Source organism: Azospirillum sp. TSO22-1 (genome assembly GCF_003116015.1).
Classification (GTDB): Bacteria; Pseudomonadota; Alphaproteobacteria; order Azospirillales; family Azospirillaceae; genus Azospirillum.
Map to the genome: position 1 here is coordinate 13,132 of NZ_LGQZ01000121.1, position 23,644 is coordinate 36,775.

Annotated in this window: 26 protein-coding genes and 1 tRNA gene; 22 read left to right on the forward strand and 5 right to left on the reverse strand. The window is 69.2% G+C overall.

The features are described 5' to 3' along the window. Positions 1–89: 89 nt before the first annotated feature. The gene (ribD, locus tag TSO221_RS27255; RefSeq protein WP_247878297.1) at positions 90–1,193 is read left to right on the forward strand and encodes a bifunctional diaminohydroxyphosphoribosylaminopyrimidine deaminase/5-amino-6-(5-phosphoribosylamino)uracil reductase RibD; all 1,104 of its coding nucleotides are present in this window, start codon (positions 90–92) and stop codon (positions 1,191–1,193) included. On the opposite strand, the gene TSO221_RS27260 is transcribed toward ribD, so the two are convergent. Next, complete coding sequence (locus tag TSO221_RS27260; protein WP_199229651.1) at positions 1,175–1,795, reverse strand: TetR/AcrR family transcriptional regulator; 621 nt, start codon at positions 1,793–1,795, stop codon at positions 1,175–1,177. The two genes, ribD and TSO221_RS27260, sit on opposite strands and share 19 nt — an antisense overlap. 131 nt (positions 1,796–1,926) lie before the next feature. Here TSO221_RS27260 and TSO221_RS27265 point away from each other — a divergent pair, with 131 nt between their 5' ends. The 9 genes from TSO221_RS27265 to TSO221_RS27305 all read left to right on the forward strand — a co-directional run bounded on the left by TSO221_RS27265 (position 1,927) and on the right by TSO221_RS27305 (position 10,074). Beyond that, the gene (locus TSO221_RS27265) at positions 1,927–2,748 is read left to right on the forward strand and encodes a metal-dependent hydrolase (RefSeq protein WP_158284228.1); all 822 of its coding nucleotides are present in this window, start codon (positions 1,927–1,929) and stop codon (positions 2,746–2,748) included. Between the two features lie 89 nt (positions 2,749–2,837). Next, complete coding sequence (locus TSO221_RS27270) at positions 2,838–3,425, forward strand: riboflavin synthase (RefSeq protein WP_109121662.1); 588 nt, start codon at positions 2,838–2,840, stop codon at positions 3,423–3,425. Further along, the gene (ribB, locus tag TSO221_RS27275; RefSeq protein WP_109121663.1) at positions 3,422–4,555 is read left to right on the forward strand and encodes a 3,4-dihydroxy-2-butanone-4-phosphate synthase; all 1,134 of its coding nucleotides are present in this window, start codon (positions 3,422–3,424) and stop codon (positions 4,553–4,555) included. Before TSO221_RS27270 ends, ribB begins: the two co-directional genes overlap by 4 nt. Before the next feature lie 6 nt (positions 4,556–4,561). Beyond that, on the forward strand, positions 4,562–5,026 hold the full coding sequence (gene ribH / locus TSO221_RS27280; protein ID WP_109121664.1) for a 6,7-dimethyl-8-ribityllumazine synthase: 465 nt from the start codon (positions 4,562–4,564) through the stop codon (positions 5,024–5,026). A gap of 33 nt (positions 5,027–5,059) precedes the next feature. Next, positions 5,060–5,602, forward strand: a complete 543-nt coding sequence (nusB, locus tag TSO221_RS27285; RefSeq protein WP_109121683.1) for a transcription antitermination factor NusB — start codon at positions 5,060–5,062, stop codon at positions 5,600–5,602. A gap of 41 nt (positions 5,603–5,643) precedes the next feature. Continuing rightward, positions 5,644–6,612 (forward strand): thiamine-phosphate kinase, encoded by a 969-nt coding sequence (gene thiL, locus TSO221_RS27290; RefSeq protein ID WP_109121665.1) that lies wholly within the window; start codon positions 5,644–5,646, stop codon positions 6,610–6,612. 61 nt (positions 6,613–6,673) lie between these two features. Continuing rightward, entirely contained in the window at positions 6,674–7,132 is a 459-nt protein-coding gene (locus TSO221_RS27295) for a hypothetical protein (protein ID WP_109121666.1), read from the forward strand. Between the two features lie 295 nt (positions 7,133–7,427). After that, on the forward strand, positions 7,428–9,542 hold the full coding sequence (locus TSO221_RS27300) for a sodium-translocating pyrophosphatase (protein ID WP_109121667.1): 2,115 nt from the start codon (positions 7,428–7,430) through the stop codon (positions 9,540–9,542). A 190-nt stretch (positions 9,543–9,732) separates the two neighbouring features. Continuing rightward, on the forward strand, positions 9,733–10,074 hold the full coding sequence (locus tag TSO221_RS27305) for a hypothetical protein (RefSeq protein WP_109121668.1): 342 nt from the start codon (positions 9,733–9,735) through the stop codon (positions 10,072–10,074). 93 nt (positions 10,075–10,167) lie between these two features. Here the strand turns inward: TSO221_RS27305 and bamE are convergent, their stop codons facing one another. Further along, on the reverse strand, positions 10,168–10,635 hold the full coding sequence (bamE, locus tag TSO221_RS27310) for an outer membrane protein assembly factor BamE (RefSeq protein ID WP_109121669.1): 468 nt from the start codon (positions 10,633–10,635) through the stop codon (positions 10,168–10,170). A 136-nt stretch (positions 10,636–10,771) separates the two neighbouring features. Here bamE and TSO221_RS27315 point away from each other — a divergent pair, with 136 nt between their 5' ends. The 9 genes from TSO221_RS27315 (at position 10,772) to TSO221_RS27355 (ending at position 17,228) form a co-directional block, all read left to right on the forward strand. Then, the gene (locus TSO221_RS27315) at positions 10,772–11,329 is read left to right on the forward strand and encodes a ubiquinol-cytochrome C chaperone family protein (RefSeq protein WP_109121670.1); all 558 of its coding nucleotides are present in this window, start codon (positions 10,772–10,774) and stop codon (positions 11,327–11,329) included. A gap of 52 nt (positions 11,330–11,381) precedes the next feature. After that, positions 11,382–11,945 carry a DUF177 domain-containing protein gene (locus tag TSO221_RS27320; protein WP_109121671.1) on the forward strand — a complete coding sequence of 188 codons (564 nt, stop codon included), beginning with the start codon at positions 11,382–11,384 and terminating at the stop codon, positions 11,943–11,945. A 146-nt stretch (positions 11,946–12,091) separates the two neighbouring features. After that, a complete protein-coding gene (rpmF, locus tag TSO221_RS27325) occupies positions 12,092–12,271 on the forward strand; it encodes a 50S ribosomal protein L32 (RefSeq protein WP_109121672.1) in 180 nt (59 codons plus the stop codon). 47 nt (positions 12,272–12,318) lie between these two features. Beyond that, positions 12,319–13,371, forward strand: a complete 1,053-nt coding sequence (gene plsX, locus TSO221_RS27330) for a phosphate acyltransferase PlsX (protein ID WP_109121673.1) — start codon at positions 12,319–12,321, stop codon at positions 13,369–13,371. Positions 13,372–13,373: 2 nt separating this feature from the next. Next, a complete protein-coding gene (locus tag TSO221_RS27335; RefSeq protein ID WP_109121674.1) occupies positions 13,374–14,348 on the forward strand; it encodes a beta-ketoacyl-ACP synthase III in 975 nt (324 codons plus the stop codon). 95 nt (positions 14,349–14,443) lie between these two features. After that, positions 14,444–14,782: an integration host factor subunit alpha gene (locus TSO221_RS27340; RefSeq protein WP_109121675.1), complete on the forward strand. Its 339-nt coding sequence runs from the start codon at positions 14,444–14,446 to the stop codon at positions 14,780–14,782. A gap of 61 nt (positions 14,783–14,843) precedes the next feature. After that, complete coding sequence (locus tag TSO221_RS27345) at positions 14,844–15,311, forward strand: MerR family transcriptional regulator (protein WP_109121676.1); 468 nt, start codon at positions 14,844–14,846, stop codon at positions 15,309–15,311. Positions 15,312–15,390: 79 nt separating this feature from the next. Continuing rightward, a tRNA-Pro gene (locus TSO221_RS27350) sits at positions 15,391–15,467 on the forward strand. 534 nt (positions 15,468–16,001) lie between these two features. After that, the gene (locus TSO221_RS27355) at positions 16,002–17,228 is read left to right on the forward strand and encodes a hypothetical protein (RefSeq protein WP_146208922.1); all 1,227 of its coding nucleotides are present in this window, start codon (positions 16,002–16,004) and stop codon (positions 17,226–17,228) included. A 393-nt stretch (positions 17,229–17,621) separates the two neighbouring features. Here TSO221_RS27355 and TSO221_RS27360 read toward each other — a convergent pair whose 3' ends face one another. From TSO221_RS27360 to TSO221_RS27370, 3 genes are all read right to left on the reverse strand, one after another. Further along, on the reverse strand, positions 17,622–18,515 hold the full coding sequence (locus TSO221_RS27360; RefSeq protein WP_109121678.1) for a LysR family transcriptional regulator: 894 nt from the start codon (positions 18,513–18,515) through the stop codon (positions 17,622–17,624). 67 nt (positions 18,516–18,582) lie between these two features. After that, the gene (locus tag TSO221_RS27365; protein ID WP_199229652.1) at positions 18,583–18,993 is read right to left on the reverse strand and encodes a cyclophilin-like fold protein; all 411 of its coding nucleotides are present in this window, start codon (positions 18,991–18,993) and stop codon (positions 18,583–18,585) included. Between the two features lie 43 nt (positions 18,994–19,036). Further along, positions 19,037–20,155, reverse strand: a complete 1,119-nt coding sequence (locus tag TSO221_RS27370) for an alpha/beta hydrolase (protein WP_199229653.1) — start codon at positions 20,153–20,155, stop codon at positions 19,037–19,039. Positions 20,156–20,549: 394 nt separating this feature from the next. Here TSO221_RS27370 and TSO221_RS27375 point away from each other — a divergent pair, with 394 nt between their 5' ends. The 3 genes from TSO221_RS27375 to TSO221_RS27385 all read left to right on the forward strand — a co-directional run. Further along, a complete protein-coding gene (locus TSO221_RS27375) occupies positions 20,550–21,677 on the forward strand; it encodes an MFS transporter (protein WP_109121685.1) in 1,128 nt (375 codons plus the stop codon). Positions 21,678–21,719: 42 nt separating this feature from the next. Beyond that, the gene (locus TSO221_RS27380) at positions 21,720–22,769 is read left to right on the forward strand and encodes an NAD(P)-dependent alcohol dehydrogenase (RefSeq protein ID WP_109121680.1); all 1,050 of its coding nucleotides are present in this window, start codon (positions 21,720–21,722) and stop codon (positions 22,767–22,769) included. Between the two features lie 199 nt (positions 22,770–22,968). Then, positions 22,969–23,644, forward strand: a 676-nt coding sequence (locus TSO221_RS27385; RefSeq protein ID WP_109121681.1) for a carboxymuconolactone decarboxylase family protein, incomplete at its 3' end; no start/stop codon positions are given.

Genomic DNA, 23,644 nt, shown 5'->3' on the forward strand with positions numbered 1-23,644 from the left:
CGCAGCGGGAGGGTGGGGGCGGCGGATCCTCGGGATGGCCGTTGCCCCCTCCTAACCTCCCCCTGCGGAGCAGGGGGAGGTATTGTTTTATGGCCGCCGACGACCTCCACCACATGCGCGCCGCTTTGGCGCTGGCCGCCCGCGGACTCGGCACCACGGCGCCGAACCCGTCGGTGGGCTGCGTGCTGGTCAAGGACGGCGTCGTGGTCGGCCGCGGCTGGACCCAGCCCGGCGGCCGCCCGCACGGCGAGACCGAGGCGCTGCGGCGCGCCGGGGGCGCCGCCCGGGGATCCACCGCCTATGTCTCGCTGGAGCCCTGCAACCACCACGGCAAGACGCCGCCCTGCTCGGAGGCGTTGATCGCCGCGGGCGTGGCGCGCGTCGTGATCGCCTGCGAGGATCCCGACCCGCGCGTCGCCGGCGGCGGCGTCAAGCGCCTGCGCGAGGCCGGCATCGAGGTGATCACCGGCGTCTGCGCCGACGAGGCGTGGGAGCTGAACCGCGGCTTCTTCAGCCGCATCCTGCACGGCCGGCCGCTGGTGACGCTGAAGCTGGCGACCACGCTGGACGGCCGTATCGCCACCCACGGCGGCGAGTCGAAGTGGATCACCGGGCCGGAGGCGCGGGCGCTCGGCCACGGGCTGCGGGCGCGGCACGACGCCATCATGGTCGGCATCCGCACCGCGCTGGCCGACGACCCCGACCTGACCTGCCGCCTGCCGGGGCTGGAGGGCCGTTCGCCGGTGCGCATCGTCTTCGACAGCCGGCTGCGGCTGCCGCTGACCGGCAGGCTGGTGCGCACGGCGAAGACGGTGCCGACCTGGATCGTCGCCCGCGACGACTGCGACGGATTGCGCCGCCAGACCCTGATCGACTGCGGCGTCGAGGTGGTCCCGGTGCCGTGCGACGCCGCCGGCCTGCCGGACCCGGCGCAGGCGATGGCGGCGCTGGCCGGCCGCGGCCTGACGCGGGTGCTGGTGGAGGGTGGCGCGACCCTGGCCGCCTCGCTGCTGCGCGCCGGGCTGGTCGACCGGCTGGAGTGGTTCCGCGCCTCGAAGGTCATCGGTGGTGACGGCGTGGCCGCGGTGGCGGCGTTCGGCGTCGATGCGCTGGCGCAGGCGGCGGCGTTCGACCGCGTGCGGGTGCGGCGCGCAGGGGACGATCTAATCGAGAGCTACGTAAAGCGGGAATAAGGTGACTCCTTGCCGTCGGTGCTCTCCAGCATCGTCAGGCTCATCCGCACCAGCGCGTCCTCGAACTCCGGTGTTTCCGGCAACGGCGAGTCCTCCAGCACGGCGGCGCGGATGGCGCCAAGCACGGCGCGCGTCATCACGAACAGCGCCGCCGGGGCCGGCGGCGGGACGTCGGGATGGGCGCGGCGGGCAAGGGCGGCGTGGATGCGCGCGGCCATCTCCTGCGTCGCGGCCACCACCTGCGGCGTGTGGTCGAGCAGCCAGCCGCGCTTCAGCAGCAGGCGCCTCGCCCCGTCGCCGGTGCCGAAGGCCGCGACCAGTGCGCGGACGAACGGCCGGACCACATCCCGCGGATGCCCGCCCGTCGCCTCGGCGTCGTCGAGCAGCCGTTCCAGTTCGCGGATCACCCGGCGGCGCTCCAGGTCGATCATTGCCAGCAGGATGGCGTCCATGCTGGGGAAGTACTGGTACAGTGTGCCGATGGAGAAGCCGGCGCGCTCCGCCACCCGGTTGGTGGTCAGCGCCTTCTCGCCGTCGCGTTCGAGAATCTGAGCGGTTGCCTCGAAGATTGTCAGGATGGTCCGCCACGCGCGCCGTTGCACCGGCGTTTTCCGCATGGAATCAACGGGTTCGGCAGGAGCGTCGGACATGCGGGGTATGCGCGGGAATGCGAGTTGGGAATCCGAGCATCCCTCAGTATCGTTTCGCCGTCCACGACCGATGGAGGCGGGTGATGTCCAATCTTACCGTGCGCCGGCCGGCGATCGACGTTGCGCAACTGGAGATGCCGCCGCAATGGCTCGGCGGGGAGGCTTTCCGCACCCAGCTGTTCAACGCGCTGTCCATGATGTTCCCGGTCGGCGAGCAGTACTTCATCGACGCCGCGCGCGCCGGCCTGCCGCTGATCGACGACCCGGCCATTGCCGAGGACGTCCGCCGCTTCATCGGGCAGGAGGCGACGCACAGCGCGCTGCACCGCACCTTCAACGCGCGGCTGGAGGCGCAGGGGCTGCGCAACCGGGTCGAGCCGATCATCGCCTGGCGCATCCGTATCAGCGAGCGCATCGGGCCGCTCAACAAGCTGGCCGTCGCCATGGCGTACGAGCACTTCACCGCCACCTTCGGCGACGCCGTGCTGGGCGGCGCCGGCTGGCTGGACGGCGCGTCGGAGCCGATGCGCGTGCTGTGGACGTGGCACGCGGTGGAGGAGAGCGAGCACCGCGCCGTTATTTTCGACGTCTACCGCGCGGCCGGCGGCGGCTACGGCCGGCGGGTGGCGTGGTTCCTCTACGTCACGCTGCTGTTCGCGCTCGACACCACGGTCCAGACGCTCAGCAACCTGCACCGCAGCGGCGCGTTGTTCCGCCGTGCGACGTGGCGGCAGGGCCTGCGTTTCCTGTTTGGCCGGCGCGGGTTGCTGGCGGAGAGCGTGTGGGCCTGGCTGGCCTATTTCCGCCCCGGCTTCTCGCCGTGGGACCAGGCCGACACCGAGGCGCCGCGCGTCTGGCTGGAGCGCCACGCCGCGTGGTTCCGGGAGCGGCCGGCCGCCGGATAGCCCGCGTGCCGCGCGCAACAGTCCGTTGCGCGCCGCACGGTGCGGATGCTCCTTCCCCCCCGTGCAAAAGCTGGCTAGATTGCCGCGCTATGTTCACGGGCATCATCACCGACGTCGGCCGAGTCCGCTCCATCGAGCGCAGCGGCGACACCCTCTTCACCATCGAGACCGTCTTCGACATGGAGACGGTGCCGATCGGCGCGTCCATCGCCAACAACGGCGTCTGCCTGACGGTCGTCGACAAGGGGCCGGGCTGGTTCGCCGTGCAGGCCTCGGGCGAGACCCTGTCGAAGACCACGCTGGGCGGCTGGGCCGAGGGAACCCGCGTCAACCTGGAGCGTGCGCTCAAGATGGGCGACGAGCTGGGCGGGCACATCGTCTCCGGCCACGTCGATGGCGTGGCCAGGGTGGTGGACGTGCGGCCCGACGGCGAGTCGGTGCGCCTGACCTTCGAGGCGCCGGCCGATCTCGCCAAGTTCGTGGCGCCCAAGGGCTCGGTGGCGCTGGACGGCGTGTCGCTGACGGTGAACGAGGTCGATGGGGCGCTCTTCGGCGTCAACGTCATCCCGCACACCCAGGTCGCCACCACCTTCGGGCAGTTGAAGCCGGGCGACGCCGTGAACATGGAAATCGACATGCTGGCGCGCTACGTCGCCCGGCTGGTGGGGCAACCATGACCTCCGAATACCATTCCTATCTGTCGCCGACCGAGGAGATCCTCGAGGAGGCGCGCCAGGGCCGCATGTTCATCCTCGTCGACGACGAGGACCGCGAGAACGAAGGCGACCTCGTCATCCCGGCGCAGTGCGCGACGCCCGAGGCCATCAACTTCATGGCCAAGCACGGCCGCGGCCTGATCTGCCTCGCCATGGACAAGGACCGCATCGAGCGGCTGCACCTGCCGCTGATGGCGCAGCAGAACGGCACCCGCCACCAGACCGCCTTCACCGTCTCGATCGAGGCGCGCGAGGGGGTGACCACTGGCATCTCGGCGGCCGACCGCGCCCGCACCGTGCAGGTCGCCATCGACCCGAAGGCGGGATCGCAGGACATCACCACGCCGGGCCACGTGTTCCCGCTGCTGGCGCGCGACGGCGGCGTGCTGGTGCGCGCCGGGCACACCGAGGCGGCGGTCGACCTCGCCCGCATGGTCGGGCAGATCCCGGCCGGCGTGATCTGCGAGATCATGAACGACGACGGCACCATGGCCCGCCTGCCGGATCTGGTGAAGTTCGCGCAGTTCCACAACCTGAAGGTCGGCACCATCGCCGACCTCATCGCCTACCGCCGCCGCACCGAGACCATCGTCGAGCAGCGCCTCGCCGGCACGCTGGACAGCCGGTACGGCGGGCGCTTCCAGACGTACGTGTACGTCAACAAGGTGGCGTACGCCGAGCACGTGGCGCTGGTGCGCGGCGACATCTCCGGCGACGAGCCGGTGCTGGTCCGCATGCACGCGCTGAACGTGCTGGAGGATGTGCTGGGCGACACCTCGGCCGGGCGCGACGGCGAGTTGCACGCCTCCATGGAGCTGATCGCCCGCGAGGGCCGCGGCGTCGTCGTGCTGCTGCGCGAGTCGCAGCCGGCCAACCTCTCGGCGGCGCTGAAGGCGCGCATGGAGGGCGTGGCGCCGGGCGGCGAGCTGCGCGACTACGGCGTCGGCGCGCAGATCCTGCTGGACCTCGGCGTGCGCAGCATGACGCTGCTGTCGAACCGCAAGAAGACCATCATCGGCCTGGAAGGCTATGGGCTCACCGTCGTCGGCCAGCGGCCGATCCCGGTGCCCGGGAATACGGACGGGGAGTAAGGGACGATGCCGGACACGCCGCACATCATGGTCATCGAGGCGCGGTTCTACGAGGACCTCGCCGACGAGCTGGCGAAGGGCGCCATCGCCGAGATCGAGAAGGCCGGCGCCACCTACCAGCGCTTCGCCGTGCCCGGTTGCCTGGAGATCCCGGCCGCCATCAAGTACGCCGTGCGCTCCATGGACTTCTACTCGGCCCGCAAGCGCTTCGACGGCTACGTCGGGCTCGGCGTGGTGATCCGCGGCGAGACCACGCATTATGATATCGTCTGCAACGAGAGCGCCCGCGGCCTGCAGGAGCTGGCGCTGCAGTACACGCTGGCCGTCGGCAACGGCATCCTGACCGTGGAGAACCGCGAGCAGGCCTGGGCCCGCGCCGGCACCGGCAACAAGAACAAGGGCGGCTTCGCGGCGCGGGCCTGCCTTGACATGATCGAACTGAAGCGCCACTTCCGCCTCTTCCCGCGCTGACCCCTCACACCTGAAAAGATCCAGTTGAGCACCATGAGCAACCACGAGGCGCCGTCGCGCGCGAAACCGAAGCGTGGCCCCCGCAAGTCCGGCGGCGGTTCGGCCAAGGCCCGGCGCAAGGCGGCGCGGCTGGCGGCCGTGCAGGCGCTCTATCAGGTCGATCAGACCGGCATCGGCGTCGAGCCGGTGATCGGCGAGTTCGTCAAGCACCGCTTCGGCGAGGAGGTGGACGGCGCGCAGTTCGTCGCCGCCGACCCGCAGCTGTTCGCCGACATCGTGCGCGGCGCCAGCCACCGCCAGGGCGAGGTGGACGGCCTGCTGTCGTCCGCGCTGGACCCGAAGTTCCCGCTGGAGCGGCTGGAGATGCTGCTGCGCGCCATCTTGCGCGCCGGCGCGTACGAGGTGTTCGCGCACACCGACACCCACCCGCGCATCCTGATCAGCGAGTACGTGGACGTGGCGCACGCCTTCTTCGCCGGGCGCGAGCCGGGCATGGTGAACGGCGTGCTCGACACTGTCGCCCGCAAGGTCCGCGCCGAGGAACTGGCCCAGCCGGCGCCGGGGCGCGAGGACTGACACCCTCCTTTCCCATGGGGGGAGGGGCCAAGAGTGATGACATGACCAACCCCCTTGGCGAGTTCGGCCGCATCGACCGCTTCTTCAAGCCGCTGGCCGCCGGCTTCGCCGGGGCGCGCGGGTTGGCGGACGACGCCGCCGTGTTCGGCGTGCCCGAGGGGCAGGAACTGGTCGTCACCGTCGACGCCATGGTGGCCGGCATCCACTTCCTGCCCGACGACCCGCCGGGCGACATCGCCGCCAAGCTGCTGCGCGTCAACCTTTCCGACCTCGCCGCCATGGGGGCGGAGCCGTACGCCTACACGCTGGTCACGTCGTTGCCGCGCACCCTGGGCGAGGACTGGCTGGCCGCCTTCGCCGCCGGCCTTGGCGAGGACCAGAAGCGTTTCGGCATCCAGCTGGCGGGCGGCGACTCGGTGTCGACCGCCGGGCCGATCACCCTGTCGGTGACCGCCTTCGGGCTGGTGCCGCGCGGGCAGGCGCTGCCGCGCCGGTCGGAGCGGGTGGGCGACCCGGTGTTCGTCACCGGCACCATCGGCGACGCGGCGCTCGGCCTGCAGGTGGTGCTGGGACGGCTGGACGGTGCCGGGCTGGAGCCCCAGGTGGCGCGGCTGCGCCGACCGGACCCGCGGGTGACGGTGGGCCCTGGGCTGCGCGGGCTGGCGGTGTCGTGCATCGACGTGTCGGACGGGCTGGTCGCCGACCTCGGCCACCTCGCCGAGGAATCGGGCTGCGCCGCGCTGCTGCACGCCGCGTCGGTGCCGGTGCCGGCGGCGGTCGGCGGCGATCCGGACCGGCTGGCGCTGGCGCTGACCGGCGGCGACGACTACGAGCTGCTGTTCACCGCGCCCGAAGCGGCGCGCGGCGCCCTGACCGCCCTGTCCGCCGAGACCGGAGTCGCCATCACCGAGATCGGCCGCACCGCCCCCGGCCCGGCCGGGCGGGTGGAGGTGCTGGACGCGCGAGGGGCGCCGCTGCCGCTGGCGCGGCGCGGCTGGGATCATTTCTGATTTAACCCCCCATAAAGCATCCGCCGCCTAGGGTTTCCGTCGCATCACGACGGACCGTCCCATGAAAGCGATCATCCTGCTACTGTTCGGCCTGGCGCTGCTGGGCGGTGCGGCGTTCGGCGGCTGGACGCTGTACAACAAGTTCATGACCCCTCCCACCGCGGAGGAACTGGCGAAGAAGGAGGCGGAGAAGCCGCCGCCGCCGGTCGCCTACGTGCGCATGAACCCGATCGTCGTGCCGGTGCTCGGCAAGGAGAAGGTCGAGCAGTTCGTCACCATCGTCGCCACCGTCGAGGTGGACGCCGTCAAACAGCCGCAGGCCGCGGCCAACCTGCCGCGCCTGGTCGACGCCTTCATCGCCACCATGTACGCCGGAGTCGATGACAAGTCGCTGATGAGCGGCCCGCTGGTCAACATCCCCGCCGTCAAGGAAAAGCTGACCGCCGCCGCCGCCAAGGTGCTCGGCCCCGGCGTGGTGCAGGGCGTGCTGGTCCAGGTGGTGACCCAGCGGAATCTCTGATTCCGCGGCGCGGCACCGCGCTGCGGCCGTTCGCGTGCGTAAAAGGACACTCGTCCTTTCGCAGGTGCGAATATGACTTTCGACAAGTGACCTTTGTTTGGAAGCGCTCCAAAGACCGCAATGGTGCGAGTCTGAAGTATCGACCTGCCAATTCGTCGCGCTTCCTTGAGCGTGGCGGCTGTTGCATTGCGGTCCCCGCTTGGGCATCCTTTCCGGCGAAAAAATCGGCTCGCTTTGCGCCGCGGCTTTTGTTGCGGTGCGAAGGCGAGCCAGTGACAATTTTCTGGGGGAACGGATGACGGTAGGATTTCTAGTAGTCATCGCCTGCGGCCTCCTGGCGCTCGCCTATGGCGCTTACGCCGGGAAGCAAGTCATGGCCGCCGACGCGGGCTCCGCACGCATGCAGGAGATCGCCGGCGCGGTTCAGGAAGGTGCTCGCGCATACCTCAATCGCCAGTACACCACCATCGCCGGCGTCGGCGTGGTGATCCTCATCATTCTCGGTGCCATCCTCGGCCTGCCGGTGGCCTTCGGCTTCCTGGTCGGCTCGGTGCTGTCGGGCATCGCCGGGTACGTCGGCATGAACGTGTCGGTGCGCGCCAACGTGCGCACCGCGCAGGCGGCGACCGTCGGGCTCGAGCACGCGCTGGACATCGCCTTCAAGTCGGGCGCCATCACCGGCATGCTGGTGGTCGGCCTGGGCCTGCTGGGCGTCGGCGGCTACTTCGCCATCCTGTCGATGATCTACAAGGTCACCGACCCGGCGCAGGCCCGCGTCGTGCTGGAGGCCCTGGTCGCCCTGTCGTTCGGCGCCTCGCTGATCTCGATCTTCGCCCGTCTGGGCGGCGGCATCTTCACCAAGGGTGCGGACGTCGGCGCCGACCTCGTCGGCAAGGTCGAGGCCGGCATCCCCGAGGACGACCCCCGCAACCCCGCCGTCATCGCGGACAACGTGGGCGACAACGTCGGCGACTGCGCCGGCATGGCCGCCGACCTGTTCGAGACCTACGCCGTCACCATCGTCGCCACCATGCTGCTGGCGGCGATCTTCTTCACGGGCGACGTCGTCCGCTCGCTGCTGATGTACCCGCTGGTCATCGCGGCGGTCTGCATCATCGCCTCGGTCGCCGGCACCTTCATGGTCAAGCTGGGCCCGAGCAAGAACATCATGGGCGCGCTGTACAAGGGCCTCATCGGTTCGGCGGTGATCTCCGGCGTGCTGGTCCTGCTGGTCACCGCGGTCATGTTCGGCTTCAGCCGGCCGATCCCGATGGCGGCGGGCGGCGGCACCACGATCAACGTCACCGGCCTGAACTTCTTCATCTGCGCGCTGGTCGGCTTGGGCGTGACCGGCCTGCTGGTGTGGATCACCGAGTACTACACCTCGACCTCGTTCCGTCCGGTCCGCTCGGTCGCCCGCTCCTCGGAGACCGGCCACGGCACCAACGTCATCCAGGGCCTCGCCGTGTCGATGGAGGCCACCGCCCTGCCGGTGATCGTCATCTGCGCCGGCATCATCATCGCCTTCAACCAGGCGGGCGTGTTCGGCATCGGCATCGCCGCGACGACGATGCTGGCGCTGGCCGGCATGGTGGTGGCGCTCGATGCCTACGGCCCGGTGACCGACAACGCCGGCGGCATCGCCGAGATGTCGGAGATGCCGAAGGAGATCCGCGTCACCACCGACGCGCTGGACGCCGTCGGCAACACCACCAAGGCGGTCACCAAGGGCTACGCCATCGGCTCGGCCGGCCTGGCCGCGCTGGTGCTGTTCGCCGCTTACGTCCAGGACCTCAGCCACTACTTCCCGAACGTGCCGGTCGAGTTCAAGCTCAACGACCCGTACGTGGTGGTCGGTCTGCTGATCGGCGGACTGCTGCCGTACCTGTTCGGCGCCATGGGCATGACCGCGGTCGGCCGCGCCGCCGGCTCGGTCGTGGTCGAGGTGCGCCGCCAGTTCCGCGAGATCGCCGGCATCATGGAAGGCACGGGCAAGCCGGACTACGGCCGCGCCGTGGACCTGCTGACCAAGGCGGCCATCAAGGAGATGGTCATCCCCTCGATGCTGCCGGTGTTCGCGCCGGTGGTGCTGTACCTCATCGTCGCCGCCATCGCCGGCAAGGCCGCGGCCTTCTCGGCGCTGGGCGCCATGCTGCTCGGCACCATCGTGACCGGCGTGTTCGTCGCCATCTCGATGACCTCGGGCGGCGGCGCCTGGGACAACGCCAAGAAGTACATCGAAGAGGGCAACCACGGCGGCAAGGGATCCGACGCCCACAAGGCGGCGGTGACCGGCGACACCGTCGGTGATCCGTACAAGGACACCGCCGGCCCGGCGGTGAACCCGATGATCAAGATCACCAACATCGTGGCGATCCTGCTGCTGGCCATCCTGCACGCGCTGGCCTGATCAAGACGACCACGAACGACTTGCGGCCCCGGGACGGAAACGTCCCGGGGCCTTTTTCGTGCATTGCCTGTTATGCGCGAGTTGGTCGGCTTACTTCGCGAATTGAGCGATTGCCAAAGCCCGGTTGGGTTGTGCACAGTACCGGCCGGAACGGAGCCCCGTTTTTGCGATGCAGCTTCAGGAGAGGGACATGGCGACGACGACCAATTCGATCTATGTGCGCGCCACGGGCGAAGGCAAGCCCGACGACGTGGTGTTGGTGACCCGGACCGAGGACGGCGAGCAGAGCAGCAGCACCACCAAGACGCTGGGCGTCGTGCTGGAACAGCAGCCGGGCGTCTTCTCGGCGATGCTGAGCGGCGTCACGATCGAGGGCTGCGACAGCATCAAGGCGACGTCGGTGGCGGACGTGGCCACCAAGCTGAACGAGGCGTTCTGCGCCGGCCAGGTGCAGTACGCCGGCGCCACGCTCGCCGCCCCGCCGAGCGTTCCCGACGCCGCCCTGCCCGAACAGCCCCCGGCGCAGGCCTGACGGCGCGCCAACCGGGCCGGGTTCGGGCCGGGCAACAAAAAAGGCCGGCGCCCCGCGCCGGCCTTTCGTCGTCTCCGGGGACTGGAGCCGGGCTCAGCTGCCCGGACCCTTGCCCTTGCTGTCCTTGGCGGAGAAGCGGCCGAAGTTGCCGATCATCTGCTCCAGGAAGCCCATCTCGCGGCCGTGCGTCGGGGTGGTGCGCTCCACCATCTCGATGTCCAGGCCCTGGTTGTGGTCGAGCGTCTTCAGGTCGCTGACCACGCCGGCGTCGTTGAAGTGCACGACCACGACGCGGCGCTCCATCACGTCGGGCTTGAAGAAGGCGGTCTTCTCGGTCTTCTGCCCGATGTAGTACCAGACCTTCTGGTCGAAGGTGCCGACCGAGGTCGGCGTGCCCAGCAGGTTGGCCACCTCGTCGCGGGTGGTGGTGCCGGTCCTGATCTGGGCGACCGCCTCGGGATCGGTCAGGTTGCCGCGCGTCGCCACGGTGGGCGCGCAGGCGGTGGCGACCAGGCCCAGCAGGGCGACGGCGAAAACGCGGGAAGGAGTCGATCTGGTCATGGCGCTCGGCTAGGATGAGACATCCAGGGGGCGGCCGTACGCTCGGCGAGCGGAGCCCTAACCCCAAAACGCCTGGACAATCGCACCGGGCGGTTGGCCCTGTCAACGACTCCGCCCATATGGGAGACCGGAACGCGTGTTTGACCGCCTTTTCGGGCGCCTGTTCGGCCGTTCGCAGGACGCGCAGGCGGCTGCCGACCTCTACGCCCGCATCGTCGCCCAGGCGCGCCGGCCGGAGTTTTATGGCGTGCTCGGCGTGCCCGACACGCTGGACGGCCGCTTCGACATGGTGGCGCTGCACCTGTTCCTGGTCATGCACCGGCTGAAGGGGCAGGGGGCGGCGGCGGACGCCCGCTCGCGCCGGCTGTTCGAGGTGGTCACCAACGACTTCGAGCGCACGCTGCGCGAGATGGGCGTCGGCGACCAGGGAATCGCCCGGCGCGTCACCGCCATGGTCGGCGGCGCGCGCGGCCGGCTGACCGCCTACGACGCCGCCATCGCCCAGGACGACCCGGCCCTGGAGGTGGCGCTCGACAACAACGTCTACGGCACGGTGCCGGAGCCCGACCCGCGCGCCATCACGGCGCTGGCCGGCTACGTCCGGCGCTCGGTGGCGGAACTGGCGGCGCAGCCGCTGGACTCGCTGCTGTCCGGTGCGTTCCACTGGGCCGAGCCGCCCGCGCAAAAGGATTAACGGCGAACACCCGGCTGGCCGGGCTGTTGCCGAAGAACGAGGAAGAACGAGCATGCAGCATCAGGTGCCGCCCCCCGAATTCTCGCGCACGGTGAAGGCCGATGCCGTGCAGCGCGGCGAGGTGGTCGAGGTGATCGAGGCGGACGCCGCCGAGCGCGCGGCGCTGGCCGAACGATTCGAGCTGGAGGCGATCGACCGTCTCAAGGCGACGGTGCGCCTGAAGCGCGCCAGCGGCGGCGAGATGATCCGCGTCACCGGCGAACTGGAGGCCGACGTGGTGCAGACCTGCGTCGTGACGCTGGAGTCGGTGCGCAACACCGTGAAGGACGGTTTCGAGTCCCTGTTCGCCCCGCCGGAACTGGTCCCGGAGGCGGACGAGGAGATGGAGTTCGACGCCAGCATGGCCGACGAGGACATCATCGAGCCCATCGTCAACGGGCGCATCGACATCGGCGAGCTGACGGCGCAGCATCTGTCGCTGGCGCTCGACCCCTATCCGCGCGCGCCCGGCGTCGAGCTGCCGGCGGTGGCCTTCGACGACGAGGAGGACGAGGTGGAGGAGGAGCGGCCGAACCCGTTCGCCGCGCTGTCCAAGCTGAAGCGCCCGCCGCAATAGGGCCGCCGCGCGGCGGGATGCAGCCGCGTGGTGAAAGAGATGGTTCGGGCTTGCCCTTGGCGCGGGTTTGCCGTATTGAATGCGGCTCGCGCCGGGCGGCCCCTCATCGGGCCGCCTTTTCCAATGAGTTGATGTGAGTTACGGCCATGGCTGTTCCGAAGAAGAAGACCTCCAAGTCGCGTCGCAACATGCGTCGTTCGCACCACGCGCTGTCGACCGCCTCGTACCATGAGTGCAAGAACTGCGGCGAGCTGACCCGCCCGCACCACGTCTGTGGGTCCTGCGGGCACTACGACCAGCGCGAAGTGGTTCAGCCGGCGGCCTGACCGGTCCGGCCGGCCGCCACCCGTCAGTTCCAGGGAGCCTGTCCTCGGTGAGCCAGCGCCTGACCATAGCCCTTGATGCCATGGGGGGCGACCATGCCCCCGAGATGGTGGTCGCCGGGGCGAATCTCGCCCGCGAGCGATTCCCCGACGTGCATTACGTGCTGTACGGGGACTCCGCGCGGATCGAGCCGCTGCTGGCGAAGCATCCGGCGCTGAAGGGCGTGGCCACGGTGGTGCACACGGCCGAGGCGGTGGCCGGCGACGCGAAGCCCTCCGTGGCGTTGCGCACTGGGCGGCAGTCCAGCATGCGCCTCGCCATTGACGCGGTGGCGGCGGGCGGGGCGGCGGCGGTCGTCTCCGCCGGCAACACCGGCGCGCTGATGGCCATGGCCAAGTTCGTGCTGAAGACGCTGCCGGGCATCGACCGGCCGGCGATCGCGTCGTTCTTCCCGACGCAGCGCGGCGAGAGCGTCATGCTCGACCTCGGCGCCAACACCGAGTGCACGCCCGACAACCTCGTCCAGTTCGCGCTGATGGGGTCGGTCTTCGCGCGCACGGTGCTCGGCCTGACCGAGCCGACGGTGGGCCTGCTGAACATCGGCTCGGAAGAGGTGAAGGGCAACGAGACGGTGCGCGCCGCCGCGGCGCGGCTGCGCGAGGCGCCGTTCCCCGGCCGCTTCTACGGCTTCGTCGAGGGCACCGACATCGCGGCCGGCACCACCGACGTGATCGTCACCGACGGCTTCACCGGCAACGTCGCGCTGAAGACCGCCGAGGGCACGGCCAAGCTGTACGCGGAGTTCCTGCGCCGCACCTTCCAGTCCTCGCTGATGGCTAAGCTGGGCTACCTGCTGGCGCGCTCGGCCTTCACCAAGCTGAAGCAACGCGCCGACCCGCGCCGCTACAACGGCGCGATGTTCCTCGGCCTGCGCGGTGTATGCGTGAAGAGCCACGGCGGCACCGACGCCATCGGCTTCGCCAACGCCATCGGCGTGGCGGTGAATCTGGTGGCGCAGGGCTTCAACGAGAAGATCAAGGCCGAGATGCACCGCCTCGGCGGCGACGACACCCTCCCGGACACCAAGGCGGCAGCGGTCTGAACATGGCGAAGCGTTCCCGGATCGTCGGCTGCGGGTCCTACCTGCCGGCCAACGCGGTCAGCAACAAGGACCTGGAGGCGCGTGTCGATACGTCGGACGAGTGGATCGTCCAGCGCACCGGCATCCGCTCGCGCCACGTCGCGGCCGAGGGCGAGCTGACCTCCGACCTCGCGCTGGCGGCGGCCAGGGCGGCGCTGAACCACGCCGGGATGGACGCCGCGTCGATCGACTGCATCGTCCTGGCCACCACCACGCCGGACAACACCTTCCCCTCCACCGCGACCAAGGTGCAGGCCGGGCTGGGGCTGACCCGCGGCTTCGCGCTCGACGTGCAGGCGGTGTGCGCCGGCTTCGTCTACGCGCTGTCGGTGGCCGATTCGTTCATCCGCACCGGTCAGGCGACGCGGGCGCTGGTGATCGGCGCCGAGACCTTCTCGCGCCTGCTCGACTGGAACGACCGCACCACGTGCGTGCTGTTCGGCGACGGCGCCGGCGCGGTGGTGCTGGAGGCGGCCGAGGGCAAGGGCGACGCGTCCGACCGCGCGCTGCTGTCCACGCACCTGCACTCGGACGGCCGCTACTACGATCTGCTGTACGTGGACGGCGGTGCGTCGAGCACCATGACCACGGGGCACGTGCGCATGCACGGCCAGGAGATTTTCCGCCACGCCGTCACCAAGCTGTCGGAGGTGGTGGAGGAGGCGCTGGTCGCCAACGGGCTGGAGCCGTCGGACATCGACTGGCTGGTGCCGCACCAGGCCAACCAGCGCATCATCGACGGCATCGCGCGCAAGCTGAAGCTGCCGTCCTCCAAGGTGGTGCTGACGGTGGACCGGCACGGCAACACCTCGGCCGCCTCGATCCCGCTGGCGTTGGCCGAGGCGGTGCACGACGGCCGCGTCAAGCGCGGCGACCTGATCCTGATGGAAGCCATCGGCGGCGGGTTGACCTGGGGCTCGGCGCTCGTCCGCTGGTAGCAGGGCAATCTTGGCTGTAAGGGCCAAGCTTTTGAATTGACGGTGTTCTCCGCGCGCATTACCGTTTCCTCCGGGGCTCGCGGGGGAGGCTGGAGATGTCGCAGAACACCGTCACGCGTGCGCAGTTGAGCGAGGCCGTCTACCAGGAGGTGGGGCTGTCGCGCAACGAATCCGCCGATCTGGTCGAGAGCATTCTCGACGAGATCTCCGACGCGCTGGCGCGCGGCGAGATGGTGAAGATCTCCTCCTTCGGCAGCTTCCAGGTCCGCTCCAAGGGTGAGCGGGTGGGGCGCAACCCCAAGACGGGCGAGGAGGTGCCGATCCTGCCGCGCCGGGTCCTGGTGTTCCGCGCCAGCCACGTGCTGAAGAACCGCATCAACGAGGGGTTGAACGCGGTCGAAGCGGCGCAGGCGCGCGTCAAGGCCGCGTCGTGAGCGCGGGCGGGGCTCCTTCCGGATCGCAATGACGGCAGGGGACCTTGGCAGACCCGTGGTTATGAAGTCCGCGACCGCCTTCCGCACGATCAGCGAGGTGTCCAGCGACCTGGACGTGCCGCAGCACGTGCTGCGCTTCTGGGAGACCAAGTTCCCGCAGATCCGTCCGCTGAAGCGCGGCGGTGGCCGGCGCTATTACCGGCCGGAGGACGTCGACTTGCTGCGCCGGATCCAGGGTCTGCTGTACCAGGAGGGCTACACGATCAAGGGCGTGCAGCGCCTGTTGAAGGAGCGCCGCGGCACGCTGCCGTCCGGCCCCGCGCCGCGCCCGCCCGCCGACGAGGTGGATGACGAGCCGGCGACTCCGGATCTGTTCGCCGACGACTCTGCGGAGATGGCCGCGGAGATGGACGAGGCCGACGAGGCGCCATCCACGCTGTCCGACCACGCCCGCCGGGAGATCGAGGCGGTGGTGGATGAACTGCGCCGCTTGCGGGCGTTGCTGGGCCGCGGGCGGGGCGCGTCGTGAAGGCGAAAAAAGGTCACGGGAAACCGTTGCGTCCCCCTACGGGCGCCGCTATAGTCCCGGCCCACCCCGGTTCCAGGTACGGAGCGTAGCGCAGCCTGGTAGCGCATCAGACTGGGGGTCTGGGGGTCGCAGGTTCGAATCCTGTCGCTCCGACCATTCTGGAACCGGCAAGAAGGCCTCGAAGTCATTGAACTTCGGGGCCTTTTTTGTTGTTGGCGGTGCTCCCTTTCACGATCAAAGCGGCTGTGTGAGCAGAGCTGTCCGGCTCCAGCAATCACCCAGCAATCACCGGGTGCCCCATGAGAGCGCGTTGAGGGCGACTCCGGCGCACAGCGCCGGATCGGGCTCCACGAGCCAAGGCCCGCCGAGCTGCGTCGTTGCGCGTCTCGTCCGCTTCGGTGACGACCTTTGCCGCAAATCCATACGGCAGGCCTGCGGCCTCGGTCCATCGAATCGGCGCGGGATTGCCACCCGTACCGATCCTGTGTGGGGGAGAGCGGGCGTTGCCCGCTCTCCCCCGCGAGGGCCGCCTGTTGCCAGGCAGGGCCGCCGGCTCAGGGCACGGCACGTGCCCCTCGCCCAGGCAACCCGGCCCGGCGCGCCGTCCCTCGCCCCCCACTCACCCACCGCTCGCGCGGCCCCGGGAAGCAGCAGCGGCTTGCTGCTGCTTCGCAGCTTCAAGAGAGGGAAGTGAACCATGAGCACCCAGCGCGTTCCCCTGTCCCAGCTTCTCCCGCCCACCAGCAACCCGCGCAAGCGCATCGACCCCGCCGGCATCTGGAGCGTTACAGCGGCACCTTCACCTCCAACCTGTTCGCCGAAGCGGAGGCGACCTACTTCGACGACGCCGAGCAGTTCCACGCCTTGCAGCGGCAGGCGGTCGAGGCGATGGCGGCCGAGCGTTCGAAGACAGTCGCCTTCGTGGATGTGTTCGACACGCAGGGGGTGTCGTGGTGGCACTACCGCGCGGCGCAGGACGGGGAGAGCGGCGGTGTGGTGATCAACCTGACGCCGGCCGGCCGGGTCGAGGTGCGCGACGGGCTGGTGCGTCACGAGGTGCAGCGCACCGTCGCCGCCGAGACGCGGGAGAGCCCGCTGGCGACGCGCCGGGAGCGCCCGGAATACCCGTCCTGGCTGGTCCGCCACATGGCCGCGCACAAGACCCTGGCGGTGCAGACGCTGCTGATCGCCGCCCGGCGCACGGCCAAGCAGGTGGCGGTGGCGATGCTGATGCGCGGTGCCGATGGTCACCACGGCCGGGTGTCGGTGGAGGCGCACCCCGCCCTTGCGCTGTTCTCGGGCGAGGACGGTCGGCCGCGCAGTCATGATGCCGTCGAGGCGGCAGCCGCGCATTTCGAGCGGATGCTGGGGCCGACGCCGGCCGAGGACGACGAGCCCGCCTATGGTCCGCGCCGCCGGGGCGCCTGGGAGCGGCTGGTGGACGAGCCGAAGGACGGCGCCGATCTGTACGAGCGGGTCAAGCGGCTGAGCGACGAGGACCTGGATGGCTTGCACCTGCTGCTGACCATCCTCGCCTTTGGTCAGGGCGACCTGGACGCCATCGACCACGGCGACAGCCTGTTCAACCGGGTGGCGCACGACCTCGGCACCGACATGCGCGACTGGTGGCGGCCGGACGAGACCTTCCTCGGCGGGCGCACCCGCGACCAGATCTGCACCATCGCCATGGAGAGCGGCGCCACGGTGAGCATGGCGCGGCTGTCGGACTACAAGAAATCCGGTCTGGTCACCGCGCTGGCGAAGCACTTCGAGCGCACGGCGGACGCCGGGGATGACGCGCAGGATTGGCAGATCAAGGGCCGCGACTGGCTCCCCAGCGCCATGCGGTTCGGTCCCGAACCAGAGTCGAGAGCCGAGAACAAACCGGACGCGGACCTGCCGGCTGCGGCCGAGTAGAAACGAGACGCCGCCCTCCTCCGGGAGGGCGGCCCCCGCCCGGAAAATTCGCACCGGCCGCCTGGGGCGGCCGGTGCTCCTTCGCCTTGCCGTTTTCATGCCCAACCATGTGGGCATGCGCCACTTCGCTCCAAGCAGCGCCGGTAAGCGGGATGTCCACGCTGAGCCCCCAGCCGGTTCCGCTTCGCGCCACGAGCAGATAGGAGGTACTGAGCCCTTCCACCCTCGCCAACCGGCGCAGCCATCTGCCTGTCATTCAGGGCGACTACCAGGGGCGCCGCAAACATGGCGTTGATTATCGCCGTTCCGTCTGGAGGAAGCCCGGCTCGCCGGCCCAGCTAACCGGCCGAAGTGGACCCGGCGTGGTGCATGCCGATTCAGGACGCACTGGAGTCACGCGCGATGGCGCAGCGCGTCAGCCAAGGCGACAAACGCCGGTGAAGATTGCCGGCGGCTCGGGTAGTAGAGATGGTAGCCATCCCAATAGGGCGACCAGTCCTGAAGGACGCGCACCAGCCGGCCGTCGGCGACGTACGGCAAGATGATCTCTTCGGGAATGTAGGCGAGGCCGAAGCCATCCAGCGTCGCGTCGAGCGCGTTGAAGATGTTGTTGAAGATCAGTTGCCCCTCGACGCGGATCTTGATCTCGCGCCCATTTTCCTCGAACTCCCACGCGTAGAGCCCGCCGAAGCTTGGAAGCCGGAAATTGATGCAGGTGTGGCCGACGAGGTCCTTCGGGTGTGTCGGCTTCGGATGGTCGGCGAAGTAGGATGTCGCCCCGACGACCGCCAGACAGAAATCCGGGCCGATCCGGGCGGAGATCATGTCCTTGGCGAGGTGCTCGCCCATGCGCACGCCGGCGTCGTAACGCTCGGTGACGATGTCGGTCAGCCCATTGTCGAGCACCAGCTCGACCTTGATGTCGGGATACTGCGGCAGGAAGTTCCGCAGCTTCGGCCACAGGACATGCTTGATCGCATAGTCGGCGGCCGCGATGCGGATGGTGCCCGCCGGCTTGTCACGCAACGCGCTGAGCGCTTCCACCTGGGTCTCGATCTCGTCGAAGTGCGGACCGATGCTTTCGAGCAAGCGTTGGCCGGCCTCGGTAGGGGAGACGGCGCGCGTTGTGCGGGTGAGCAGGCGGACGCCGAGCCTGGCCTCGAGCTGGCGGATGGTGTGGCTCAACGCCGACTGCGAGACCCCGACCTTGGCCGCGGCCCTCGTGAAGCTGCGCTCCCGGGCGACCGCCAGGAAGGCGAGCAGGTCGTTGACGTTCTGGCGCGCCATTCATGAAGCCCCCTCATGGTGAGGACTTCATTATACGCGCAACGGGGTGCGGTGGCAGCGCGGTCGTTCACCGCGCGTGCTGCACCTGGACTGAGATCGGACCGGGGCGGTCGAAGATCGACACATCGCCGGTCACCGTGCCGAGGATGACGATGCCCGGTTGAGGGACGCGACCGCCGCGATAGTAAATCACAAAGTGATCGGGACCCCACAGGCCGAGCGTTCCGACGGAAAAGTCGCGCTGCCGCGCAACCTCCGGCAGGGCGGCCGGCAGAGTGCCGGTCTTTTCCTGGCGCAGGTGATCCCGCATCTCGATGGTGACCGGCAGCATCTGCGCCAGCGATCGTGCGGCAGCGTTGTCGGCCAGTTCGGCCGTGACCGTTCCCCAGTCGGAGGAGATCAGGATGCTGTCCTGTGCCATGGCATGTCCTGTCGCGAGGAGTACGAGGCTGGCGGCAATCGACGGCAGGGGTCGCATGGCGCTCTCCGCTGAGTTTTGACGCCGGGTGGGACGCGGGCGCCTACGCGGCGAGGTGCTGATTGAAGAAGCTGGCCAGCTTGTCGAACGGGATCAGGTCCACGCGGTCGTAGAGATCGACGTGCCCGGCACCCGGGACCCAGACAAGCTCCTTCGGCTCGGCGGCACGCCGGTACGCGTCCTCGCTGAACTCCTTGGAGTGGGCTTGGTCGCCGCTGATGAACAGCATCGGACGGGGAGAAATCGTCTCGATGTCGTTGAACGGGTAGAAGTTCATGAACTTGACGTTGCTGGACAGCGTCGGATGCGTGGTCATCGCGGGTGAACCGCCTGTGGGCGTGAATTCGCCCCGCGGCGTGCGGTAGAAGTCGTAGAATTCGCGCTGAATGGGGTGGGTGTCCGCGGTCAGCTCATGCACCGTCCCGCTGGTGTATTTGGTCTCGCCGCCGGTGAACTCCACATAGCGCTGCTCGGCGGCCTCCGCGATGATCCGCTTGCGCTGCTCGACAGTTTGGGAGTGCCGGAGCGCATCGCGGTTGGCGGCGCCCATGTCATACATGCTGACCGTCGCGATGGCCCGCAGGCGCGGGTCGATCTTGGCGGCGCTGATGACGAAGCTCCCGCTGCCGCAAATTCCGATTGCGCCGATCCGCGCCCGGTCGACGAACGGCCGGGTGCCCAGGAAATCGACCGCCGCGCTGAACGCCTCGGCATAGACGTCCGGCGAGACCAGGTTGCGAGGCTGACCATCGCTCTCGCCCCAGAACGGCAGATCGATGGCCATGGCGACGAATCCCCGTTCCGCCATCTTCGTGGCGTACAGGTTGGCACTCTGCTCCTTCACCGCGCCCATCGGATGCCCGACGACGACCGCCGGACTCTTCGCATTCCGGTCGAGGGTCTTGGGCGTGAAGAGATTCCCGGCGACGTCCATCCGATACTGGTTCTTGAAGGTGACCTTCTGGAGGCTCACCCGGTCGCTGGTGTAGAAGTTGTTCGCACCGTTCGACAGGTCCTGAGCCACCGCAACCGGCAGGTCGAGGACCGATATCGTGCCCAGCGCCGCAATGCCGGCGCCGGTCATCTTCAGCAGGCTGCGCCGGTCGATGTCCATGCCGGCATGCGCTTCCACGGTGCGGTCGTCCGCGTTTTGCCTGTTCATTGCAGTGGCTCCTTTCTCGCCCGGGCTTCCCTACCGGCTTGGCTGCTTCACGGCGGAAATCTAGGCGATGCGGAGCGCGCGCATTAGACGGCGCGTTTTGCTTGTCGTTATGAATTCCGCTCATCAATCGGCGGCGGCCGAGCCGGATTTGGGGGCGGGGAGCGCCGCGGTGATTGATGAATGCATCTCATAACCGCATGCGGTTTTGGGCCGCTAATGGCCGACGCGCGCCTCGATTATCTATGCCCCACCGGATCAACCCGGTCCTGACGGCAGCGTTCGCTGCCCGACCGAAGGTCATCCTCCACATCCAGGCCATCGCATGCAGGTTCACATCTCTTCCGGAAACGGCGCGGCCGCGCCCCGGCCGGCCGCTTGGGGCGCCGTCTTCGCGATGTCGCTCTGCGTCTTCGTGCTCATCGCGTCCGAGTTCATGCCGGTCAGCCTGCTGACGCCAATCGCCACGGACCTGATCCTGACGGAAGGCCAAGCCGGACAGGCCATCTCCGTGTCCGGTATCTTCGCCGTGCTGACCAGCCTGTTCATCGCCTCGGCGACCGGGCGGCTCGACCGCAAGGTTGTGTTGCTGTCCCTGACCGGCCTGATGGCCCTGTCGGGGGCGGTCGTCGCCTTCGCGCCGGATTACGCGACGCTGATGATCGGCCGGGCGTTGCTCGGCGTCACGATCGGCGGCTTCTGGTCGATGTCGACGGCGACCGTGATGCGGCTGGTGCCGGAGGTCTCGGTGCCGCGGGCTCTTGCCATCCTCAACGGCGGCAACGCGCTCGCGGCCACCATCGCGGCTCCGCTGGGCAGCTTCCTTGGCGCCTTCATCGGATGGCGCGGCGCGTTCTTCTGCGTGGTGCCGCTCGCGGTCCTCGCGCTTTGCTGGCAGCTGATGAGCCTGCCGGCGATGCGCAGCGAGCGCCGGTCCGGCACCGGGACCGTGTTCCGGCTTCTCGGCCGGCCCAAGGTGGCGTTCGGGATGGCGGCGATCCTGTTCCTGTTCATGGGGCAGTTCGCGCTGTTCACCTATCTGCGGCCGTTCCTCGAAACGGTGACCGGTGTCGATGTCTCCACGCTGTCGCTCCTTCTGCTGGTGGTCGGGGTGACCGGCTTCGCCGGCACGATGCTGATCGGACCGGTGTTGAACCGGAGCGTCTATGGCGTCCTCATCGTGATCCCGCTGCTGATGGCCGGCATCGCCGTGGCGCTGGTCGCCTTCGGCGGATGGGTCGCCGGGACGGCGCTGCTGCTGGGGGCGTGGGGCCTGATCGGCACGCCCGCGCCGGTCGGCTGGGGGACGTGGCTGTCGCGGACCCTGCCGGCGGACGCGGAGGCCGGCGGCGGCCTGATGGTCGCGACCATCCAGTTCGCGATCACGCTGGGTGCGACCGTCGGAGGGACGCTGTTCGACCTGAGCGGTTATCAGGCCACCTTCGGCGTCAGCACCGTCCTGCTCGTGATGGCCGCCCTTCTGGCTTTCGGTGCGTCGCGCACGGACCGGCTTCAGCCGGCCTGACGGGAACACCTCGAACGTGACACAAGAACCAAGGAGCGCTTCATGACCATCAAGGCCTACGGCACCTACGGCGCCGACAAACCCCTCGAACCGCTGGAGATCACGCGGCGGGCTCCCGGCCCGCACGATGTCCAGATCGAGATCGCCTATTGCGGCATCTGCCACTCGGATCTGCATCAGGCGCGCGCGGAATGGGTGGGCACGCACTGGCCGTGCGTCCCCGGCCACGAGATCGTGGGGCGCGTGTCGGCGGTCGGCGCGCATGTCTCGGGCTTCCGCACGGGTGAACTTGTCGGCATCGGCTGCATCGTCGACAGTTGCCGGCACTGCCCGGACTGCGAGGACGGGCTGGAGAACTACTGCGACGGCATGGTCGGCACCTACAACGGCCCGACCGACGATCCCCCGGGCCACACGCTCGGCGGCTATTCGCAGCGGATCGTGGTGCACGAGCGCTACGTGTTGCGGATCCGGCATCCGGAGGAGCAGCTCGCCGCGGTCGCGCCGCTGCTGTGCGCCGGCATCACCACCTATTCGCCCCTGAAGCACTGGAAGGCCGGTCCGGGCAAGAAGGTGGGCGTGGTCGGCATCGGCGGTCTCGGCCATATGGGCATCAAGCTCGCCCACGCCATGGGCGCGCATGTGGTCGCCTTCACCACCTCGGAATCCAAGCGCGAGGACGCTCACGCGCTCGGCGCCGACGAGGTGGTGGTGTCGCGCAATCCCGACGAGATGGCCGCCCACGCGAAGAGCTTCGACTTCATCCTGAACACCGTGGCCGCCCCACACGACCTCGATGGGTTCCTCGTGCTGTTGAAGCGCGACGGGACGATGACGCTGGTGGGCGCACCGGCGACGCCGCACCCCTCGCCCAACGTCTTCAACCTGATCACCAAGCGCCGGGCGCTCGCCGGCTCGATGATCGGCGGCATCCCGGAGACGCAGGAGATGCTCGACTTCTGCGCGGAGCACGGCATCGTCTCCGACATCGAGCTGATCCGCGCCGACGCGATCAACGGCGCCTACGAGCGCATGCTCAAGGGCGATGTGAAGTACCGGTTCGTGATCGACACCGCCTCCCTGAGCGCCTGATCGCGTCGGCCGGGACAAAAGGCAGGGCCGGTGCGTCGCGCCGGCCCGTTCCGGCACTTCATTCATGAGCTGGCGCGATAAGCCTTATCGCCGGACGGCTCCTAATCAAACGCAACCTTCCATGCAAGTTTGAGCAGGCCCCTGGGAGACGCACGCCCGTGCCCTCTCGCGTCTCAGACTTGGTCAACTGGAGATACCGATGAAACGTCTTGCCGCGACGATCGCATCACTCGCTCTGCTCGCCTCGTCGGCCGTCCATGCGCAGCAGGGCGCGGCCACGCCGGGCTCCGGAACCCATGCCGGAACGCTGACGCCGGGCGACATCCGGGCAGTTTCGCCGGCGCTGGAGAGATACGCGCAAGGCCCGATCAACGGCGATCTGTGGAAGCGCTCTGGCCTGTCGCCGCGCGACCGCAGCATCGTCACCATGGCGGCTCTCATCGCGCGCAACCAAGCGGTCGAGATGCCGCGCCACGTCGCCCTGGCGCTCGACAACGGCGTCAAGCCGGGCGAGCTGTCCGAGATCATCACCCATCTCGCCTTCTACTCCGGCTGGGCGAACGCCATGGCGGCGGTGGCAGTCACGAAGGACGTCTTCGCCCAGCGGCGCATTGCGGCCGATCAGCTTCCCCCGGCCTCGCCCAAGCCGCTTTCCCTCGACGAGGCCGCCGAGGCGCGGCGCGCGACGGGCGTGGCGCAGAACTTCGGCGCGGTGGCGCCGGGGATCGTGCAGTACACGACGGACGTGCTGTTCCGCGACCTCTGGCTGCGCCCGGACCTGGCGCCGCGGGATCGCAGCCTGGTCACCGTCAGCGCCCTGGTCGCCTCGGGGCAGGTCGCGCAGATCCCCTACCACCTCAACCGGGCGATGGACA

What these genes read in the sequence shown, in the direction of transcription:
- ribD (WP_247878297.1), top strand. Translation starts at nt 90, where the DNA reads ATGGCCGCCGACGACCTCCACCACATGCGCGCCGCTTTGGCGCTGGCC.
- TSO221_RS27265 (WP_158284228.1), top strand. Translation starts at nt 1,927, where the DNA reads ATGTCCAATCTTACCGTGCGCCGGCCGGCGATCGACGTTGCGCAACTG.
- TSO221_RS27270 (WP_109121662.1), top strand. Translation starts at nt 2,838, where the DNA reads ATGTTCACGGGCATCATCACCGACGTCGGCCGAGTCCGCTCCATCGAG.
- ribB (WP_109121663.1), top strand. Translation starts at nt 3,422, where the DNA reads ATGACCTCCGAATACCATTCCTATCTGTCGCCGACCGAGGAGATCCTC.
- ribH (WP_109121664.1), top strand. Translation starts at nt 4,562, where the DNA reads ATGCCGGACACGCCGCACATCATGGTCATCGAGGCGCGGTTCTACGAG.
- nusB (WP_109121683.1), top strand. Translation starts at nt 5,060, where the DNA reads ATGAGCAACCACGAGGCGCCGTCGCGCGCGAAACCGAAGCGTGGCCCC.
- thiL (WP_109121665.1), top strand. Translation starts at nt 5,644, where the DNA reads ATGACCAACCCCCTTGGCGAGTTCGGCCGCATCGACCGCTTCTTCAAG.
- TSO221_RS27295 (WP_109121666.1), top strand. Translation starts at nt 6,674, where the DNA reads ATGAAAGCGATCATCCTGCTACTGTTCGGCCTGGCGCTGCTGGGCGGT.
- TSO221_RS27300 (WP_109121667.1), top strand. Translation starts at nt 7,428, where the DNA reads ATGACGGTAGGATTTCTAGTAGTCATCGCCTGCGGCCTCCTGGCGCTC.
- TSO221_RS27305 (WP_109121668.1), top strand. Translation starts at nt 9,733, where the DNA reads ATGGCGACGACGACCAATTCGATCTATGTGCGCGCCACGGGCGAAGGC.
- bamE (WP_109121669.1), bottom strand. Translation starts at nt 10,635, where the DNA reads ATGACCAGATCGACTCCTTCCCGCGTTTTCGCCGTCGCCCTGCTGGGC.
- TSO221_RS27320 (WP_109121671.1), top strand. Translation starts at nt 11,382, where the DNA reads ATGCAGCATCAGGTGCCGCCCCCCGAATTCTCGCGCACGGTGAAGGCC.
- rpmF (WP_109121672.1), top strand. Translation starts at nt 12,092, where the DNA reads ATGGCTGTTCCGAAGAAGAAGACCTCCAAGTCGCGTCGCAACATGCGT.
- TSO221_RS27335 (WP_109121674.1), top strand. Translation starts at nt 13,374, where the DNA reads ATGGCGAAGCGTTCCCGGATCGTCGGCTGCGGGTCCTACCTGCCGGCC.
- TSO221_RS27340 (WP_109121675.1), top strand. Translation starts at nt 14,444, where the DNA reads ATGTCGCAGAACACCGTCACGCGTGCGCAGTTGAGCGAGGCCGTCTAC.
- TSO221_RS27345 (WP_109121676.1), top strand. Translation starts at nt 14,844, where the DNA reads ATGAAGTCCGCGACCGCCTTCCGCACGATCAGCGAGGTGTCCAGCGAC.
- TSO221_RS27360 (WP_109121678.1), bottom strand. Translation starts at nt 18,515, where the DNA reads ATGGCGCGCCAGAACGTCAACGACCTGCTCGCCTTCCTGGCGGTCGCC.
- TSO221_RS27365 (WP_199229652.1), bottom strand. Translation starts at nt 18,993, where the DNA reads ATGCGACCCCTGCCGTCGATTGCCGCCAGCCTCGTACTCCTCGCGACA.
- TSO221_RS27370 (WP_199229653.1), bottom strand. Translation starts at nt 20,155, where the DNA reads ATGAACAGGCAAAACGCGGACGACCGCACCGTGGAAGCGCATGCCGGC.
- TSO221_RS27375 (WP_109121685.1), top strand. Translation starts at nt 20,550, where the DNA reads ATGTCGCTCTGCGTCTTCGTGCTCATCGCGTCCGAGTTCATGCCGGTC.
- TSO221_RS27380 (WP_109121680.1), top strand. Translation starts at nt 21,720, where the DNA reads ATGACCATCAAGGCCTACGGCACCTACGGCGCCGACAAACCCCTCGAA.